This window comes from Wujia chipingensis (assembly GCF_014337155.1).
GTDB classification, from domain to species: Bacteria; Bacillota; Clostridia; order Lachnospirales; family Lachnospiraceae; genus Coprococcus_C; species Coprococcus_C hominis.
Genome location: NZ_CP060632.1, coordinates 2,216,588 through 2,237,166, shown reverse-complemented (window position 1 = coordinate 2,237,166; position 20,579 = coordinate 2,216,588). Strand labels below are relative to the sequence as shown.

Here is a 20,579-nt window from a genome sequence, read left to right as displayed (position 1 = left end):
AAGAGATGTTAGCGATGAATAACGAGAAAAATCAAGAGCAGCCTATAAATTTTGATGCCATCAAAATTGGACTTGCATCTCCTGAAAAGATAAGAGAATGGTCTCATGGCGAGGTTACAAAGCCAGAGACAATCAATTATAGAACTTTGAAGCCAGAAAAAGATGGTCTTTTCTGTGAGAGAATCTTTGGACCAAGCAAGGACTGGGAATGTCATTGTGGTAAGTACAAGAAGATTCGTTTTAAGGGCGTTGTCTGTGACCGTTGTGGTGTAGAGGTTACAAAAGCTTCCGTACGTCGTGAGCGTATGGGACATATCGAGCTTGCTGCACCAGTGTCACATATCTGGTACTTCAAGGGAATTCCAAGCCGTATCGGATTGATGCTTGACATTTCTCCAAAGCTTTTGGAGAAGGTACTGTACTTTGCATCTTACATTGTAATTGATCCGGGAGAGACGAATCTGGAATACAGACAGGTGCTCTCTGAGGCAGAATACAGAAAGGCAGAAGAGGACTTCGGCGGAAAGTTCCGTGTTGGAATGGGTGCCGAGGCAATTAAGGAGCTTCTTCAGGCAGTTGATCTGGACAAAGAGGCTGAGACTTTGACAGAGGAGCTGCAGACAGCAACCGGACAGAAGCGTGCACGTGTCATTAAGCGTCTGGAGGTTGTAGAAGCATTCCGTAACTCACATAATAAGCCTGAGTGGATGATTCTGGATGCAATTCCAGTTATCCCACCAGATATCCGTCCAATGGTACAGTTGGATGGTGGTAGATTCGCAACTTCCGATCTGAATGATCTGTATCGTCGAATCATCAACCGTAACAACCGTTTGAAGAGACTGTTGGATCTGAAGGCACCTGACATCATTGTTCGTAATGAGAAGCGTATGCTGCAGGAAGCCGTTGATGCATTGATTGATAATGGTAGAAGAGGACGTGCGGTAACTGGTCCTGGTAACCGTGCATTGAAGTCTCTTTCTGATATGTTAAAGGGTAAGCAGGGACGTTTCCGTCAGAACCTTCTTGGTAAGCGTGTTGACTATTCCGGACGTTCCGTTATCGTAGTTGGTCCGGAGCTGAAGATTTATCAGTGTGGACTTCCAAAGGAAATGGCAATCGAGCTGTTCAAGCCTTTCGTAATGAAAGAATTGACAGCACGTGGTATTGCTACAAACGTAAAGGCAGCAAAGAAGAAGGTTGAGTCTTTGGAGCCAGAAGTATGGGATGTATTGGAGGATGTAATCAAAGAGCATCCAGTTATGCTGAACCGTGCCCCGACGCTTCACAGACTTGGTATTCAGGCATTTGAGCCAATCCTGGTAGAAGGTAAGGCAATCAAGCTTCATCCATTGGTATGTACCGCGTTCAACGCCGACTTCGATGGAGACCAGATGGCTGTGCACCTTCCACTTTCTGTAGAGGCACAGTCTGAGTGTAGATTCCTGCTTCTGTCACCAAACAACTTGTTGAAGCCTTCTGATGGTGGTCCGGTAGCCGTTCCTTCTCAGGATATGGTACTTGGTATTTACTATCTGACTATGGAGCGCTATGCAAGTATTTCTGACGAAGAAGCTGCAAATGTAGAGATTAAGAAAGAATATCTTGCTGACGACGAGAAGGGCAATCTGGAGCAGTTGCATACAGATTGTTATGCAGGCGAGTTAGATGCAGATGATTATATCAGAGTTCGTGTCGTTGCAAAGAAGACAAAGGCAGAGACATTCTACAAGAATATTGTAGGAACAGTCAGAAACTTCATGAAGCCGAAGTTCAGCAGCGAGAACCTTGCAATGCTCGCATATGAGAACAAAGAGATTACATTACATCAGAAGATCGAAGTTGTTCGTACTGTTACGACTCCAGATGGCGAGAAGCATACAGGATTCGTTGAGTGTACACTGGGACGTCTGATCTTTAACGAGATTATTCCACAGGATCTTGGATTCGTAGACAGAACAAATCCAGATAATATCCTAGAGCCAGAAATCAACTTCCATGTTGATAAGAAGCAGTTGAAGAAGATCCTTGACAAGTGTATCAATACACACGGCGTTACAAAGACCGCAGAGGTATTGGACGATATCAAGGCAATGGGTTATAAGTACTCAACAAGAGGTGCGATTTCAGTATCTATTTCTGATATGACAGTGCCTGCATCTAAGAAGGATATTCTGGAGCATGCACAGGAAATCGTAGATAAAGAGAATATGCTGTTCGGTCGTGGATATCTGACCGACGAAGAGCGTTATCATGCCGTTGTCAAGACATGGCAGGATGCTGATGACAAGCTTACAAAGGCTCTGTTGGATGGACTTGACAAGTATAACAACATCTACATGATGGCAGATTCCGGTGCCCGTGGTAGTGATAAGCAGATCAAGCAGCTGGCTGGTATGCGTGGACTGATGGCAGATACATCAGGACGTACCATCGAGCTCCCAATCAAGTCAAACTTCCGTGAAGGTCTTGACGTATTGGAGTACTTCATCTCTGCGCATGGTGCTCGTAAGGGACTTTCTGATACAGCCCTTCGTACAGCCGATTCTGGATACCTGACACGTCGTCTGGTAGATGTATCGCAGGATCTGATCATCCGTGATGTTGATTGTAGCGTAGATCGTGAAGAGAAGCCAGGCATGTATGTCGAAGTATTTATGGAAGGTGATCGTGTAGTCGAGAGCCTGAAAGATCGTATCACAGGTCGTTACGCAGCGGAAAGCATTTACGATAAAGATGGTAACATGCTTGTAAAGGTAAATCATATGATCACTCCAAAGCGTGCAGAGAACGTTTTGAAGAATGGTGTAGATAAGGATGGTGTTCCATTTACACTCGAAGGTGAGTCAGAACCAAGAAGAGATGCAAAGATCAAGATTCGTACGATCCTCACATGTCGTTCACACCTTGGCGTATGTTCAAAGTGCTACGGTTCAAACATGGCAACCGGACAGGCGGTTCAGGTTGGTGAGGCAGTCGGAATCATCGCTGCGCAGTCAATCGGTGAGCCTGGTACACAGCTTACAATGAGAACATTCCATACAGGTGGTGTGGCCGGTGGAGATATTACACAGGGTCTTCCTAGAGTTGAGGAGTTGTTCGAGGCAAGAAAGCCAAAGGGACTTGCAATCATCACAGAACTTGGTGGTGTGGTTGAGATCCGTGAGACAAAGAGAAAGCGTGAAGTAGTCATTACAAATCAGGAGACAGGTGAAGCAAAGGCTTACCTTATTCCTTATGGCTCACGTTTGAAGGTACAGGATGGACAGGTACTTGAAGCCGGTGATGAGCTGACAGAGGGTTCTGTAAATCCACATGATATCCTGAAGATCAAGGGTGTACGTGCTGTACAGGATTACATGATCCAGGAAGTACAGAAGGTATACCGTCTGCAGGGTGTTGAGATCAACGATAAGCATATCGAGGTTATCGTTCGTCAGATGCTGAAGAAGATTCGTGTTGAGGAAAGCGGAGATAGCGATTACTTACCAGGAATCAACGTAGATGCACTTGAGTTCACAGAGCTCAACGAGAAGCTGGAAGCAGAAGGCAAGGAACCAGCAAAGGGAACGCAGATTATGCTTGGTATTACCAAGGCTTCTCTTGCTACAAATTCCTTCTTGTCAGCAGCATCCTTCCAGGAGACAACCAAGGTATTGACCGATGCCGCTATCAAGGGCAAGGTTGATCCGTTGATCGGTCTGAAGGAGAACGTCCTGATTGGTAAGCTGATTCCTGCTGGTACAGGTATGAAGCGTTATCGTAATGTGAAGCTTGACACAGGCGATGGAAACATCGATATGTCAGAGGTAACAGGCGAAGAGACAGGTGATTTCGAGGAAGCAGATGCAACCGTAGAAGAAACTGTTAACACAGAAGAGTAATAAAATAAACACACATGGTTGGTGACAGCCATGTGTGTTTTCTTATAAATGACTTTATATTCTAAAAAAATGAAATTTTTTCTTATATTTTGCGGGTTTCCCTGTTGACATCCGACGATTTGAATAATATAATAGTCAAGCATGCGTTTAAGGCATGTGATTTGTGTGTATACTTGTGTATGCATGGTGTAAAATATTTTGAATGGAGGTGAAAACATGCCAACTTTTAACCAGTTAGTTAGAAAGGGAAGACAGACTGTAGAGAAGAAGTCTACTGCACCAGCGCTCTTAAGAAGTTACAACTCACTTAAGAAAAAGCCTACTGATACAGCTTCACCACAGAAGAGAGGTGTTTGTACAGCAGTTAAGACAGCTACTCCTAAGAAGCCTAACTCAGCTCTTAGAAAGATCGCCAGAGTTCGTTTGTCAAACGGAATCGAGGTTACATCTTACATCCCAGGAGAAGGTCACAACCTTCAGGAGCACAGCGTTGTTCTGATCCGTGGTGGTAGAGTAAAGGACTTACCTGGTACAAGATACCATATCATCAGAGGTACTCTTGATACAGCAGGTGTTGCTAAGAGACGTCAGGCACGTTCTAAGTACGGTGCTAAGAGACCGAAGGATGCAAAATAAATCGGTAGATTAGTATTGTAACAGTTCGTATTTCAAGAACTAAAAAGTGCGAAAGTGGGTTATGTTTTCCGTATTATATATTTATAGAAGGAAAGATAGCAATTTCCGCACGAACACATTTCCACAATACTCAAGTACAGCAGGTAACGGTTTGCTGTATCTCTATTGAGGGGAATGTGAGTACCGTTGAATTAATTCGGATTGAAAGATCCAAAAATAATTAAGGAGGGAAGAACCGTGCCACGTAAAGGACATATTGCAAAAAGAGACGTATTAGCGGATCCAATTTACAACAATAAGATCGTTACAAAGCTTATCAACAACATCATGCTTGATGGTAAGAAGGGTGTTGCTCAGAAGATCGTTTACGGTGCTTTTGATCGTATCGCAAACGAGACTGGTAAGGAGGCTTTAGAGGTTTTCGATGCTGCTATGAATAATATCATGCCATCACTCGAAGTTAAGGCCAGACGTATCGGTGGTGCAACATACCAGGTTCCAATCGAAGTAAGACCTGACAGAAGACAGGCTTTAGCGCTTCGTTGGTTGACAACTTACTCACGTGCAAGAAGTGAGAAGACTATGGAAGAAAGACTTGCAAAAGAGCTTATGGATGCAGCAAACAATACAGGCGCATCTGTTAAGAGAAAAGAAGACATGCACAAGATGGCAGAGGCAAACAAGGCATTTGCTCATTACAGATTCTAGTTTTCGGGTGCATATATACTAAAATAAGGAGGAAAAAACCTTGGCTGGAAGAGAATATCCACTTGATAGAACAAGAAACATCGGTATCATGGCACATATTGATGCTGGTAAGACAACTCTTACAGAGAGAATTCTTTACTATACTGGTGTAAACTATAAGATTGGTGAGACTCATGATGGCGCTTCTACCATGGACTGGATGGAGCAGGAGAAAGAGCGTGGTATCACAATCACGTCTGCTGCTACAACATGTCACTGGACATTAGAGGATCATCATAAGAAGAAGCCAGGTGCTTTAGAGCATCGTATCAATATCATCGATACTCCGGGACACGTAGACTTTACTGTTGAGGTAGAGCGTTCACTTCGTGTATTGGACGGAGCTGTTGGTGTATTTGATGCAAAGGCTGGTGTTGAGCCACAGTCAGAGAACGTATGGCGTCAGGCTGACACATACAATGTTCCACGTATGGCATTCATCAATAAGATGGATAAAATGGGTGCAGACTTTTTCATGTCTGTACAGACAATCATTGACCGTCTTGGCAAGAATGCAATTCCTGTACAGATTCCAATCGGACAGGAAGATGATTTCATCGGACTGATCGATCTGTTCGAGATGGATGCATACTATTATAAGAACGATGAGGGTACAGATATCGAGATTACAGATATCCCTGCAGATTTGAAAGAGCTTGCTGATAAGTGGCATGAGAATCTGGTAGAGAAGTGTTGTGAGCTTGATGATGACCTTATGATGCAGTATCTTGAGGGTGAGGAGCCATCTATCGCTGATATGAAGGCTGCACTCCGTAAGGGTACAATCGCAAACGAGGCAGTTCCTGTATTCTGTGGTTCTGCTTACAAGAACAAGGGTGTTCAGAAGATGCTCGATGGCGTTATCGAGTACATGCCTGCTCCTACGGATATCCCTGATATCACAGGTACAGACGAAGATGGTAACGAGGTAACTCGTCCTTCATCTGATGAAGCTCCATTTGCAGCACTTGCATTTAAGATTATGACAGATCCTTTCGTAGGAAAGTTGGCATTCTTCAGAGTATATTCCGGTACATTGAACTCAGGTTCTTATGTACTGAACGCAACAAAGGGTAAGAAGGAGCGTGTAGGACGTATCGTTCAGATGCATGCAAATTCCCGTACAGAGATCGACAAGGTTTACTCTGGTGATATCGCTGCAGCAGTTGGATTCAAGGTTACAACAACCGGTGATACAATCTGTGACGAGCAGCATCCAGTAATCCTTGAGTCTATGGAATTCCCTGAGCCAGTTATTGAGCTTGCTATCGAGCCAAAGACAAAGAATGATCAGGGTAAGATGGGTGAAGCTTTGGCAAAGCTTGCTGAAGAAGATCCTACATTCCGTGCACATACAGATTCAGAGACAGGTCAGACAATCATCGCAGGTATGGGCGAGCTTCACTTGGAAGTTATCGTTGATCGTCTTCTCCGTGAGTTCAAGGTTGAGGCAAACGTTGGTGCACCTCAGGTTGCTTACAAGGAGACATTTACTAAGGCTGTTGATGTAGATAGCAAGTACGCTAAGCAGTCTGGTGGTCGTGGTCAGTATGGTCACTGTAAGGTTAAGTTCGAGCCTATGGATCCAAACGGTGAAGAGCAGTTTATTTTCGAGTCAACTGTTGTCGGTGGTGCTATTCCTAAGGAATACATCCCAGCTGTTGGTGAAGGTATCGAGGAAGCAGCAAAGGCTGGTATCCTTGGCGGATATCCGGTACTTGGTGTTAAGGCAAACGTTTATGATGGTTCTTACCATGAAGTCGATTCTTCAGAGATGGCATTCCACATCGCTGGTTCTATGGCATTCAAGGATGCTATGGCAAAGGGTGGAGCAGTGCTTCTTGAGCCTATCATGAAGGTTGAGGTTACAATGCCTGAGGAGTACCTCGGTGATGTAATCGGTAGCTTGAATGCAAAGCGTGGACAGATCCAGAGTATGGACGATATCGGTGGTGGAAAGATTGTTAAGGCATTGGTTCCACTTGCTGAGATGTTCGGTTACTCTACAGAGCTTCGTTCTTCTACACAGGGTCGTGGTAACTACTCTATGTTCTTCGAGAAGTATGAGCAGTGTCCAAAGAACATTCAGGAGAAGGTTCTTGCAAACAAGAACTCTTAATTCTGCAAAGTATATATTTGTAGGACAATTTTAAAAAATTGCTTGAAAATATCGCTATATTTTAATATAATGATTTTTAGCCGAGTAAACGCCCGGAAAGGGCAAATAAATTGCCCGGAGGGGCTATATTAAGGAGGAAATTATAATGGCAAAGGAAAAGTTTAACAGATCAAAGCCACATTGTAACATTGGTACAATCGGACACGTTGACCACGGTAAAACTACTTTAACAGCTGCAATTACAAAGGTATTGGCTGCTAGAGTTGCTGGTAACACAGCTACAGATTTCGAGAACATCGATAAGGCTCCAGAAGAGAGAGAAAGAGGTATCACTATCTCTACAGCTCACGTTGAGTACGAGACAGAGAAGAGACATTACGCACACGTTGACTGTCCGGGTCATGCTGACTATGTAAAGAACATGATCACTGGTGCTGCACAGATGGATGGTGCTATCCTCGTTGTTGCTGCAACTGATGGTGTTATGGCTCAGACAAAGGAGCACATCCTTCTTTCTCGTCAGGTAGGTGTACCTTACATCGTAGTATTCCTGAACAAGTGTGATATGGTTGACGATGAGGAACTTCTTGAGCTCGTAGAGATGGAAGTTACAGAGCAGCTTGAAGAGTATGGTTTCAATGACTGCCCAATCATCAAGGGTTCTGCTCTTAAGGCTCTTGAAGATCCAATGGGTCCTTGGGGCGACAAGATCATGGAGCTTATGGATACAATTGATTCATACATTCCAGATCCACAGAGAGCTACAGATAAGGACTTCATCATGCCTGTAGAGGACGTATTCACAATCACAGGTCGTGGTACTGTTGCAACTGGTAGAGTTGAGGCTGGTGTTATTCATCTTAACGACGAAGTTGAAATCGTTGGTATCAAGCCAGAGAAGCAGAAGACAACTGTAACAGGTATCGAGATGTTCCGTAAGCTCCTTGACGAAGGTCAGGCTGGTGATAACATCGGTGCTCTTCTTCGTGGTATCAAGAGAGAGGATATCGTACGTGGACAGGTTCTTTGTAAGCCAGGTTCAATCACATGTCATACAAAGTTCACAGCTCAGGTTTACGTTCTGACAAAGGACGAGGGTGGTCGTCATACACCATTCTTCAACAACTATCGTCCACAGTTCTACTTCAGAACAACTGATGTAACTGGTGTATGTAACCTTCCAGCTGGTACAGAGATGTGCATGCCTGGTGATAACGTAGAGATGACAATCGAGCTCATCCACCCAATCGCTATGAGCCAGGGTCTTACATTCGCTATCCGTGAGGGTGGTAGAACTGTAGGTTCAGGACGTGTTGCTACAATTATTGAGTAATACTGCAACGACTTTGAGTCGAGCGTATATTTGATAAAATAATAAAGCCGAGAGTATGCTTGCATACTCTTGGCTTTTATTTTTTATCTGCATAGACATTCGACGAATGTCTATGCGCTTGTGATTGCGAAGCAATCGCAAGAGATATACGTGAGTTCTGGATATAGGGCGTGAGCCCGCGAGACAAACACGCGAAGCGTGGTTGTCATAGGCGGCTGAGTGTATTATAATTTTACTTAGTCAAAGCTATGTTTGGCAGGTGAAAACAGCGGAACAGATAGGAGGTGTCAGGCAGCATGAGCAAGGCAACGACAAAGTTTGCAATCGCATTTGCGTTTAAGGAGTTATTATTAGAGAAATCGATTGATAAAATAACAATCAATGACATTACGGAAAAGTGTGGGATAAACCGTCAGACTTTTTATTATCATTTTCATGATATATATGAGTTGATTGAATGGATTTGCGAAACAGATGCAGATCATGTACTGAAACAGAATAAAACATATGATACGTGGCAGGAAGGATTTCTGGCAATATTTCATCTGCTGAAAAAGGACGAACCTTTTGTTGTCAACATCTATCATAATGCTCCGCGAGGATATATTTACCGCTATTTGTATAAAGTGACATATCAGCTGATATATGATGTACTCGAGGAAAAAGCGGAAGGTATGGTTGTGCGGGAAGAGGATAAAACATTCATTGCGGATTTTTACAAATATGGGTTTGTTGGACTGGTGTTAGAATGGATTGACAAGGGAATGAAGGAGGATCCGAAAAAGATCATAGAAAGATTGAATGCATTGATTCAGGGATCTTTCGCACATGCATTGAATAATGCAAAACTGAACAAGAGCTGATTACGACAAATCTGCTGGTTTGTCGTATATGGATGCAATGTAAGAGGATTGTCGCTTTCTATGACAGTTCTCTTTTTTTGTGCATAGTAGGAAGAAGATTTTGTGGATATACTGTGTATATGGAAACAAAGAAAAATGTCACAGTTTAAACAAAAAAGGAGTGTGTTTATTATGTATTATTCAGCAGGAACTTATGAAGCATTTGCAAGACCAGAAAAACCGGAGGGTGCTGACCGGAAATCAGCATATATCATTGGAACAGGATTAGCGGGGCTTTCTGCCGCCTTTTATCTGGTGAGAGATGGGCAGGTAAAAGGAGAGCGTATTCATCTCCTTGAGAAGCTGGATCTTGCCGGAGGCAGCTGCGACGGAAGAAAGGATGTCCGAAAAGGCTTCTACATGCGTGGCGGAAGAGAAATGGATAACCATTTTGAATGTATGTGGGATATGTTCCGGGATGTTCCTTCGATAGAGACGCCGGGCGTCTCTGTTCTGGATGAGTATTATTGGTTAAACAAGCATGATCCGAATTACTCCCTTTGCAGGGCTTCTGAGAAATGCGGGCAGGATGCACATACAGATAAGAAATTTACACTTGATAAGGATTCAGCCCTGGCATTGTCAAAGTTGTTTATGACACCGGAAAAAGATTTGGAGGATAAGAAAATCAGTGAGATATTGCCGGATTCCTTCTGGGACACGAATTTCTGGCTGTACTGGCAGACCATGTTTGCATTCCAGAGATGGTCATCTGCATTGGAAATGAAACGGTATTTGTGCAGATACTGCCATCATATTGATGGACTTCCGGATTTTTCCGCACTCCGCTTTACGAAATACAATCAATACGAGAGCATGATTCTTCCGCTTGTAAAATATCTCGAAAGTCACGGTGTGTCAGTCGAGTATGGCATGGATGTCAAAAATGTTGTCATCAAAGATGATAATGGTAAAAAATCTGCTACACAGATCGTATATGAGAAGGATGGAAAACCGGGTACAATTGATTTGATCGAGGATGATCTGGTCTTTATAACAAATGGATGCTGTACAGATACTTCCTGCTATGGAGATCAAAATACAGCGCCGGATTTGAGCCGGATTAAAAATGGTGCAGGCGAATCTTGGGATTTGTGGAAGAATATTGCTGCACAGGCAAAGAATGGTGAGTATGGTAATCCGGATAAATTCTGCGACGATTTTGAAGCAACAAACTGGATGAGCGCAACTGTAGAAACCTCGGATGAAGAGATTATCCAGAAGATTATCAGCATTTGCAAGCGGGATCCGAGAGAAGGAAAGGTAACAACCGGAGGAATTGTGACAGTGAAGGATAGTACCGATAACTGGTATCTTTCGTGGACAATCAATCGCCAGCCGCAGTTTAAAGCGCAGGATAAAAATACGGTTTTGATCTGGGTATATGCACTTACAACGAATAAAGAAGGAAATTATGTAAAGAAGGCAATGCGGGATTGTACAGGTGAAGAAGTTTGCCGGGAGTGGCTGTATCACATTGGCGTGCCGACAGATCAGATTGACGATTGGGCAAAAAATCGCTGCAATACAACAACCTGCTTCATGCCATACATCAATGCGTTCTTCCAGCCAAGAAAAGAAAGCGATCGTCCGCTTGTTGTTCCGGAAGGCGCTGTTAATTTTGCATTCCTGGGACAGTTTGCAGAGACACCGAGAGATACTATTTTCACAACAGAATACTCCATCCGTACGGGTATGGAAGCAGTTTACACACTTATGAACGTAGATCGTGGTGTTCCGGAAGTGTGGGGTTCTAAGTACGATGTACGGGAATTGCTGCGGGCCGCATATTATGCAGTTGATAAAAAGCCGATTGATGAACTTCCGCTTTCTCTCAAAGAAAAGATTGTCTTAAAGAAAGTAATAAAAGCTGTGGAAGGAACCGACCTGGAGATTTTGCTAAAGGAAAGTGGATTACTCCGGTAGGAGAGATTATTCACTGATATGGATTTAAGCAAAATGTCTCAGATGACAATATAAGTAAGAGCAAGGAAAGAGGAAGCATGTGCGATGTTTCCTCTTTTGTGCAATATGCCATTGATTCTGATTATTGTTTGAAGATTATAATTGTTATGGTACAATATATTCGTAAATTCCCATTTAACGTTGAAAGAGGGGGTGCAATAAGTAATGAATCAGGTTGAGGTTTTGGATAATGGTGTAGTATTGAATGGCAATTTGCTGACATTTCCACTTTCCTATGAAGATATACGTGCATTATTCGGTGAGGCTCGGATAAATGTTCAAAGTGATAATCATTGTGAATATTTCTATGATGAACTGGGAATATCGTTTGAGGGGGCAACTGCATATCTTCGGAACTTAAAAAAACAGAAAGCTTATATAGATGAGACGCATAATATTACATCTATGACGATGTATGTTACAGGGGAAAACGTATTCGCAGAATCAAAGACAGAAAAACGGTATATTGGTGGACTAAAAGTCTTAAATCAAAATATGTCACGCGACAGATTATATCCATATATTCTAGGCTACGGCTATAATTCAGAAATTAAGGATGAGCAGGGGAATATGGTTCGGCAGATTCATATGGATATTGTCCTGAAAGTAGAAGATGAACGAAAGAGAAAAGATATTCCAGTCTATGATGGAGATCAAATTCTATTAGATGTATATATCGGATTCAGACCAGAACGTCCAAAGAGTGATGAGAATTACAATATCATGGTTCCGGATGAATCTTGCCTGATATTTGATACATTTAATTTTAAGCTCGCCGTAATACAGGAACTCATGTACAATCAGGAAGTCTTGAAGCCATATTTTGATATATATGATTATATGATTTTCAAAAAAGCACATTGGAATCTTGAAACGGATAAAAATATACGTGCCGCGGTAAGCTTCTTTAAGGAATTACCGATTCCGGCAAGTCTTGCAGGGCTGGTTAAGGAAATTAATATGGATGGTTCCGACGAAATCTATATGCAGATAGCACCAGAGTGGGACGGAAGAGACGAAAGATTCGATTTCAGAAAAGTAACAAAATCGGAGATGGAGCAGTTCCCAAATCTGAAGAAAATGCTCATTTTCGGAAATGAACGTGACGCAGAAAGTCTTAGAAAAGTATGTGATCCGTTGGGGATTGAAGTGGAACCTATGGCGTGTACGTCTGTTTAGATTAGAAGAGATATATTTATATATTCTTGGCTTTTATTTATATTACTTGAATAAAAAAGGTTAACCAATCCCCTTCCCAATCCGATAACATACATATAAAAGCTCAAAAGGAATTGAGTTCAAAAAACTTCAAGGATGAAGTAATAAGGTTTTCAGAGGTATAGGGGATTACTATACCTATTTCTGTATTATTTCTTTACCCTTGTAGTGGGTTTATTTCCTATGTAAAAATGTGTGATATATAGTTGGGATTAAAAAATCGGAGCATGTATCATGGAATCACAGGTGAAACAGTATAAATCGGGGGGTGAGATGATGTATACAGGAACGATTCAAAGTCAGGTCAGTCTGCAAATGCTGGATCAGAAATGGCAGAAAAAGAAACAGGATATCAACAGTAAGAAGGATACAGAGGGTATGACGCAGGATGAGATCCTGTTGGACAGTCTCGAACGACAGGCGCAGACGGAGCGGGAGCGTTCTGCGACCAGTGAGCTGTATACGAAGTTGAAAACGGGAGGAACGCTGACGGAAGAGGAAATTGCGTATCTGAAGGAACATGATCCGGAAGCACTTGCAGAATATGAGAAAGCGCAGACGGAGAAGAAGGCATATGAAAATGCACTGAAAAATTGCCGGACAAAGGAAGATGTACAGCGACTTAAATTGAATCGTATGGGAAGCTTTGCGGCACAGGCAAAGGAAATCGCAAGCAATCCGTATATTCCAAAGGACAAGAAGGTGGTGCTTATGCAGCGGCTGAATAATGAGGTGTGCATGATCCGTGATGCACATCAGGCGTTTGAGAAGAGCCGGGCATATGAGGAGCTTCCGGAAGAGCAGGAGCTACGCAGGGAGGCTGCAGAGGAACCTGCGGAGAAAATGGAGCATCAAAAGGATACAGAGCAGGCAGAAACGACAGAAACGACAGAAGATTCAAAAGTCGACAATAAAAATAAGGCAGATGCAGCGGATGAGGAAGTGGATGAACCGCAATCTGATGTAAAATCGGAAATGTCTGATGTATACGAAACGGTAGAAATTGCAAATGTAGAAACACATGCAAAAATAAAACCGCCGGAATCGCCGAAGACCGCCGGTGATGCAAGCATGGCACGCAGGCAGCTGGAAGCTGCACAGACATTTACAGAGATAACAGAGGAAATCGAACGATTTCTGCGACGCAATCACAGTGGCAGAGGAAGCTTTACAGCACAGGTATGAGGAGGAACCGATATGAACGAAGTTCATATTTAGGATCGGTTCCGACGACCAGCCGCCGAACAGATGTGAGGGGGCATTACATATTAGACGAAGGGAGAGAAAGAAATGGCAAATTTATATGGAGTATCTGCATATCAGCAGACGAACAGCACGTGGAACAACACCCGCACGAATAACACGAAGACAGACCGGAAGAATGCGGAGAAGACGGATGCACAGAAAACAGAGACAGACAGCGTGAAGACAACAACCTTCAACCCAGCCGATACGACAGGTTCTCTCGTCCCGACAACGAAGAACGGATATGGGACGGTGATTGGAAATGTGGAGCTGTCTGACAAAGCGAAGGACTATTACAACAAACTGAAAGCCAAGTTTGGAAATATGGATTTTATACTTGTAAGCAAGGACATGAAATCACAGGTGCAGGCAAATGCGGCGGCATATGGAAATGCGAGCAAGCAGGTTGTTCTGATCGACGATGAGAAAATTGAGAAGATGGCAACGGATGAGTCTTTCCGGAGAAAATATGAAGGAATTATTGCGATGTCACAGGCAAAGCTGCAGGAGGCAAAAAACAGTCTGACAAGCAGCGGTGCCAGTGTAAATAACTTCGGTATGTCTGTTGATGCAAATGGAAAGGCAACCTTCTTTGCAACTGTGGAAAAGGCGGCGAAAAAGAAGGCGGAAAAGAAAGCAGCAGAGAAGAAGGCTGCACAGAAGAAAGCGGAAAAGGCGAAAGATCAGAAGCTTGCTGAGAAAAAAGCAGCAGAAAAGAAGGCCGATGAGAAGCGCGCGGAAGAATCCAAAAATGAGGAAACAACGATTGCAGATGAGAAGGAATACGTGCAGATCACAGCCGTTTCAATGGAAGAGCTGATTGACAAAGTTTCTTCTTATGCATATGAGAACTCCGAGCGAAATGTACTCACAGAAAGCGAAAAGAGCGTTGGACAGAAATTTGATTTTCGGGGATAGAGGTGACCGGTATGAAGATTGAAGATGCGAGAGTACGGTACAACGTACAGATCAAAACCTACTACTCGAAGCAGAAGGAATTGTATGCGCAGAAACAGAAACTCGAAGAGAAGATAAAGACGACCGAGAATGGCGCGGAAGTTTACAAGGATGAGTCGGCGATTCTTGAGCTGCAATACAGTGCGGTTGATGAGAAGAGACAGGAATATCAGGATTACATGGACAAACTGATGGAACAGTGGCGCATGATCTCGGACAAGATAGCAAGCAAACAGCAGTCGGACGCTATGGCAGATCAGGCAAAAGAAATGAACAAGATCATGCTTGTTGCAAGGCGCATTATGCATGGGGACAAGGTTCCGGCGAAAGATGAGAAGAAGCTGATGGAATACGATCCGAAGCTTTATATGATGGCAAAAAATGCAGCGGCGATGCTGGAGATGCGAAAACGCAAAGAACACAAATCGCTGTGGGAGGATGAAGAAGAAAAGGAGCAGGTAAGCGCAACCGAAGAAGCAAATAATACGGAAGCATTTGCAGATGGACCAGAGGTTGTGGATGTAGAAACTACAATCAGCAATGCCACCGGGGAGATTGATACGTCCGGAGAATAAGAGATATATTTATGATGTCAGTGTAAGTAGTTACAGATATAGATGCAGAAAGGGCTTCACCAAAAGTGGGAAGTCTTTTTTGTTGACAAGATCATATGACTATCGTAGTGTACATAAAAAGAAGCGTCCCCAAGGAGGAGTACATGGGAAAACGATGGAGCAAATTGCAGAGCAGACTGTATAATCTGATGGATGAAAAAGCGGAATTTCAGATTCATTGCGCTTTGTATGAGATGAATTCAAATGATGGGTATCATGGGAATAAATTGCCGCGGTATTTTATAACGATAGGCAAGGATATGGTGTTCGATTATCCGAAACAGTTTGATGCGACGTTAAAATATGGGTGGAATTCATATCCGTGGGATTGCGTTAATCGGGGATGTTGTTTGATTTGACAAACTAATACTACGGCTGTAATATATAAATATTACAAATGTAGTATTAGGAGGAAAACAGATGAAAAAACAACACTTGATAGCTATGGTGATAAGTATGATATTCCTTTTGACAGGGTGTTTGCACAACAACGGAAAGGGAAATATCAGAATTGAAAGCGAAGAGGAGCAGACTGGTATTTTAGATGAAGGGACTCTGGATCAGTGCTTGCGTGTCTATCAATCCATTTATGATGATGCTGGCAATGATATAACGGATGTTCAAAAACAAACACAGATTGTGCAGGGGATTGGCTCACTTGGATATGTTGCTATTGATGTGGAAAATAAAGTCGATATGGCATGTGCAGAACAATTGCAGGCGTTTATTCAGAGTAAAAAACAGACAAAGGATGCAGACTGTATTATATTTCGTATTGCAGTGGATCAGAAGTTTTGGGTATATCGTCTTTTGTCACGTGGGGAAAAAGTGACTATTGAGCAACAGTGTATACAATATCATAATCAGCAAATGGAGATTTCAGATTTGCAGGAGTATGATGCAACGGAGTTTTGTTATACGCAGGAGGGATATTTATTTATAGAAGGGTATTGGGTTTCGAATCAGATGTCGGCGTTGCTTGCGGCACCGGAAGAGGAACATATTGCGTTTCGTGTGGAAGCATTAGATGCGGCGTATAAGGCAATGAATGAAGCTTATATAGAACCTATTTCGTATAGTTTGAATAATGTATTTCTTGTAGATTGGGACGCTGAACATTGGGGACAGCTGGATTTCTATGATATCTTTGTCAAATTTTATCAGGAATGTTATCAGAAAGAATGTCCATACAAAAGGAGCGAGGATTTGTCGGTTGGAATGGAATATCAGATTCCACAGGATGAATTCGAAAATGTAATAAGGAAACATTTTCCGATTGAGGTTGAAACATTGCGCAAACTGCTTCGGTATAATTCGGACACACAAACATATCTTTTTCGACCACGGAGTATGGATGAGATAGATTATGCGGAAATTCCGTATTCCGAGGTTGTCGGTTGTGTGCAAAATGCAGATGGTTCAATGACACTTACAGTAAATGCGGTTTTTCCTTTGAAAAATACTTCCCGGTTATTTGCACATATGGTAACAGTAAAAAATGAAAATGGTACAATTCATTATTTGCAAAATCGCATAATAAATAATTCCGAGGGAGAACATTGGTGGCATAGTGATCGTTATACGGATGAGGAATGGCAGGAACGGTATGGGATTTCGGATGAAAACAATATATTTCCAAAGCCGGAAACAGAATTGCTGACGAATGAGGAAAAAGAGCAGATAGATGCATCAATCATGGAGCATGCAGAAAGCATCTGGGATGTGTATGAACACGTAGAACTTGAAGATGGATTATTTTATACATCGAATATAAAGAATTTTACGGACGAACAGAGAAGTGAGGTGGTAAGCAGACTGGCAAACTCTGGAGTCGTGGCGGTAACTGATGGCGAAGATATGAGAAATGGTGATTTGCTAGTCGCATTTTATGAGTCGGTTCAGGAGGGCGTAGATGCAGATGTAACTGTATATAGTGTGTTGGAGGATGGGCTGCTGACAGGAATTACATTTGTACATCGTAATGGGCAATTACAAACGTATTATGTTGGTATTCGACCAGATGAAAACAAGAGACCGTCGATGATCGGAAGAAATGCATATGATGTCAAATTTATCAATTATACAGAAAAGGGATATTTTATCTATGCTTACAAATATATTCCCGTACATGCGAGTCTGTGTAATTATTGGCGTGTAAAACCACTTTCCGATACGTGTAAGGCATTGACGGAGAAATATGTATCCGGTTTGGATTATCAAAAATACAATTTGCTTTTGATAGATTGGAACACAGAGACGGCAAGTGATATTCTGATGGATGGAATTTTTGAGGATTTATATCATATTGCATATGGCGAGCCATATAGAGAATCTACAGATTGCATTCCGGGCGACCTGTTTGAACGGATTATGACAACATATCTTCCGGTTACCATAGAACAGCTCCGAAATGCATATACCTATGATGCGGAAAAAGATGTGTATTATCAGGATATTGTGTACAATTATCCATATTCACCTTTTGGAGAAGTGGTTGATTATCAATATAATGCAGATGGAACTTTAAGCCTGTATGTAGATGGTGTCTGGCCAGATAAAAATTCTGATTGTGCATTTGTGAATAAGCTGGTTGTACAGACTTTTTCGGATGGAACATTTCGAATCTTATCCAATCACGTAGAGGAAAAGGAGCTGGAGCTTCCTACGATTCGTCCCAGAGATGAAGCATTGACAGAATCGCCAATGTGAGTGTAGATGCGGTTTTACCGTTCGCGTAGTCAGAAGCCTGTATATTGGTTGCAAAGATGTAAGTGTTTGTATCCGAAATCACATATCCGATAAACCATCCGTTCGTATCTTTCTCATCTATCCGTCCGGTTCCGGTTTTTCCATATAGTTTTCCATGTGTAGATGAGGTTATGTAAAGGGAGTTCTTGACGGCATTCATCTGGTCGGTGGAAAAAGGAAGTTCGTTTTTATATAGTCTGGTCAGCAGGAGCACCTGCTCGACTGGAGAAATCTTCAGAGAAGTTTCCATTCCAAATATACTGGATGTATCTTTGGGTGACTGGTTTCCATATTGTAACAGGCGCAGATAATTGCTTTGCATTTCTGTACTGAGACTGGACAGGATTGTGTCGAAGTACCAGTTGACAGAATATTTCATTGCGGAGGAGAGTGTTTGATCCGCTTCCCAGTTGGAAAAAGGATATGACTCATGATTCCACTCTAATTTGGAATTATCAATCGTGATGATTTGCTGATCAAGACCGAACAGGGCACAGTACGGTTTATAGGTGGAATTTGGAGCAATACGCGTGACTGCCTGATCCAGATTGTATATGCTCCATGTGTCTTCGGCAATATCATACAAAACAAAACTTCCAGAGTACGACTGATACTGATCAGATAAATCAAGTGAAGTTATGGAGACGGATTTTGTATTCCACTGGTAATGGAGTGAGTCAGAAGCATGAACGGACAGCCAGGGAGTACCACACAGGATTACAAGAAGTGACAGCAGAAAGGATAAAATGCTGCGCAGTTTCTTCTGAATAGTCAGAGGCTGGTGCTGTTTGATGTTCAAAATCCGACGCTTCATCTGCTTGGCATTTTCACTCAAATTATTTAGCAGGGAAAGGGGCGTGTTAGTTTGCTTATCAACAAAATGGAGCAGGGTTACGCCATATGAAATCTGTTCGTTCGCACCAAGTAACCGTAAGACGGAGGTGTCACAAGCAAGTTCGCGCTCCGTATAAAATTCCTTTGTGATAAGCCAAATGAGTGGATGAAACCAATATAAGATTCGTATGATATTCATACAGTAATTGAAAATGGCATCTTTATAATAACAGTGCATAAGCTCGTGCAATAATATATATCGGATTTCTTGCTCTTCAAAGTTGGAGATGCGGTGTAATGGCAGAAAGATGGCAAGACGTAGAATTCCTGTGGAGACAGGTGTGTCGATTATGGATGAAGAATACAGTGGGATGGATTTGCGAAGCTGTAATTCGGAAAGACATGTCATATAGATGGTGTGTATGCGTTTGTCCTGCATAAGGTTTGCTGTGCGGCGCATATGGTGCAGTAATACAAGGGAACGCACAAAAGAGAATAGCATAACGAACATGCCGATTCCCCAGATCACACAAAAAATGGTAGAAATATAGACTGGAAACTGTGTACGCATGGAGATTGCGTAATCATAGATTTGATTTGTGGATGAGGATGTATATTCCGAAGTATTTGTGGTATGGACTGTGTGGCTAAAATGTGCAAGAGGGTGGAACAGATCCTGCATTTTCGTTGATAATGTAGAAAATGAAACTGGCAGAAACGGAACAAGCAGTGAAATCGTAAATGGAATCCAAAGATTAAACTGCATGCGGGGAGTGAGACAATGTTTAAATATTCTCTTCATACATAAAAGTATAAGAACGAAAAGACCGATTGTTATATTGCATAATACGAAGTGAATAAAAAAATTATCCATAGAGATTACTCCTTGTTTTCTTGTTCCAGTAGTGATTTCAGTTCATCGATTTCTGCCTTTGATAAATTTCGATGATCCAAAAAGGTTGAGACCATAGAGGAAAGATTCCCGTTGAAAAATTTGTCCAAGAAAGACTTGCTTTGCTGACTGACATAGTCCTCTTTCTTTAACAGTGGCGTATAGACAAAGACACGTCCCTGCTTCTCATAGGTAATAATATTTTTTGTTGCCAGCCGTTTAATTAAGGTCTGGATTGTACGTGGATTCCAGTTAGTTGTCTGCAATAGCTGTTCTGTAATCTCATTTGTGCTAATTGGATAATTATGCCATATTATTTGCATAACTTCGTATTCTGCTTCTGTAATCTGTGGCATTTTTTTCATGATAAAGCTCCTAAATCCTACAAGCGTAATAATATCATTATTATAATGAAGAGGGGAAGTCTTGTCAATTTTTCTTTTATTTTATATACTTGAATGATCGGGAATGTAGCTTCTGTCACA

15 protein-coding genes are annotated in these 20,579 nt (G+C 42.2%); 13 read left to right on the top strand and 2 right to left on the bottom strand.

Translation table 11 applies throughout. From position 1 onward, the window contains the following. Positions 1–5 precede the first annotated feature (5 nt). The 13 genes from rpoC to H9Q76_RS10370 all read left to right on the top strand — a co-directional run bounded on the left by rpoC (position 6) and on the right by H9Q76_RS10370 (position 18,329). Entirely contained in the window at positions 6–3,884 is a 3,879-nt protein-coding gene (gene rpoC / locus H9Q76_RS10430; RefSeq protein ID WP_021985294.1) for a DNA-directed RNA polymerase subunit beta', read from the top strand. Positions 3,885–4,100: 216 nt separating this feature from the next. Further along, complete coding sequence (rpsL, locus tag H9Q76_RS10425; RefSeq protein WP_021985293.1) at positions 4,101–4,520, top strand: 30S ribosomal protein S12; 420 nt, start codon at positions 4,101–4,103, stop codon at positions 4,518–4,520. A gap of 237 nt (positions 4,521–4,757) precedes the next feature. Beyond that, on the top strand, positions 4,758–5,228 hold the full coding sequence (rpsG, locus tag H9Q76_RS10420) for a 30S ribosomal protein S7 (RefSeq protein WP_021985292.1): 471 nt from the start codon (positions 4,758–4,760) through the stop codon (positions 5,226–5,228). 40 nt (positions 5,229–5,268) lie between these two features. After that, on the top strand, positions 5,269–7,386 hold the full coding sequence (gene fusA / locus H9Q76_RS10415) for an elongation factor G (RefSeq protein WP_021985291.1): 2,118 nt from the start codon (positions 5,269–5,271) through the stop codon (positions 7,384–7,386). 145 nt (positions 7,387–7,531) lie between these two features. Continuing rightward, complete coding sequence (gene tuf / locus H9Q76_RS10410; protein WP_118544680.1) at positions 7,532–8,719, top strand: elongation factor Tu; 1,188 nt, start codon at positions 7,532–7,534, stop codon at positions 8,717–8,719. Between the two features lie 296 nt (positions 8,720–9,015). Beyond that, positions 9,016–9,582 carry a TetR/AcrR family transcriptional regulator gene (locus H9Q76_RS10405; protein WP_118374093.1) on the top strand — a complete coding sequence of 189 codons (567 nt, stop codon included), beginning with the start codon at positions 9,016–9,018 and terminating at the stop codon, positions 9,580–9,582. A 171-nt stretch (positions 9,583–9,753) separates the two neighbouring features. Next, complete coding sequence (locus tag H9Q76_RS10400) at positions 9,754–11,547, top strand: oleate hydratase (protein WP_117780561.1); 1,794 nt, start codon at positions 9,754–9,756, stop codon at positions 11,545–11,547. Positions 11,548–11,751: 204 nt separating this feature from the next. Beyond that, positions 11,752–12,765: a DUF6892 domain-containing protein gene (locus H9Q76_RS10395; protein WP_249321063.1), complete on the top strand. Its 1,014-nt coding sequence runs from the start codon at positions 11,752–11,754 to the stop codon at positions 12,763–12,765. 273 nt (positions 12,766–13,038) lie between these two features. Continuing rightward, a complete protein-coding gene (locus H9Q76_RS10390; protein ID WP_118374095.1) occupies positions 13,039–13,989 on the top strand; it encodes a hypothetical protein in 951 nt (316 codons plus the stop codon). Positions 13,990–14,094: 105 nt separating this feature from the next. Further along, positions 14,095–14,967, top strand: coding sequence for a DUF6033 family protein (locus H9Q76_RS10385; protein WP_118374096.1), 873 nt, complete (start codon positions 14,095–14,097; stop codon positions 14,965–14,967). 11 nt (positions 14,968–14,978) lie between these two features. Then, the gene (locus H9Q76_RS10380) at positions 14,979–15,581 is read left to right on the top strand and encodes a hypothetical protein (RefSeq protein ID WP_118374097.1); all 603 of its coding nucleotides are present in this window, start codon (positions 14,979–14,981) and stop codon (positions 15,579–15,581) included. Positions 15,582–15,724: 143 nt separating this feature from the next. After that, positions 15,725–15,979 (top strand): hypothetical protein, encoded by a 255-nt coding sequence (locus H9Q76_RS10375; protein ID WP_021986440.1) that lies wholly within the window; start codon positions 15,725–15,727, stop codon positions 15,977–15,979. Positions 15,980–16,040: 61 nt separating this feature from the next. Further along, entirely contained in the window at positions 16,041–18,329 is a 2,289-nt protein-coding gene (locus tag H9Q76_RS10370; RefSeq protein WP_249321062.1) for a DUF6070 family protein, read from the top strand. On the opposite strand, the gene H9Q76_RS10365 is transcribed toward H9Q76_RS10370, so the two are convergent. Together H9Q76_RS10365 and H9Q76_RS10360 are read right to left on the bottom strand one after the other, a co-directional pair. After that, positions 18,283–20,004 carry a BlaR1 family beta-lactam sensor/signal transducer gene (locus H9Q76_RS10365; RefSeq protein WP_249321896.1) on the bottom strand — a complete coding sequence of 574 codons (1,722 nt, stop codon included), beginning with the start codon at positions 20,002–20,004 and terminating at the stop codon, positions 18,283–18,285. The genes H9Q76_RS10370 and H9Q76_RS10365 overlap by 47 nt on opposite strands. A 77-nt stretch (positions 20,005–20,081) precedes the next feature. Beyond that, positions 20,082–20,459: a BlaI/MecI/CopY family transcriptional regulator gene (locus H9Q76_RS10360; RefSeq protein ID WP_118544690.1), complete on the bottom strand. Its 378-nt coding sequence runs from the start codon at positions 20,457–20,459 to the stop codon at positions 20,082–20,084. Positions 20,460–20,579: the final 120 nt, after the last annotated feature.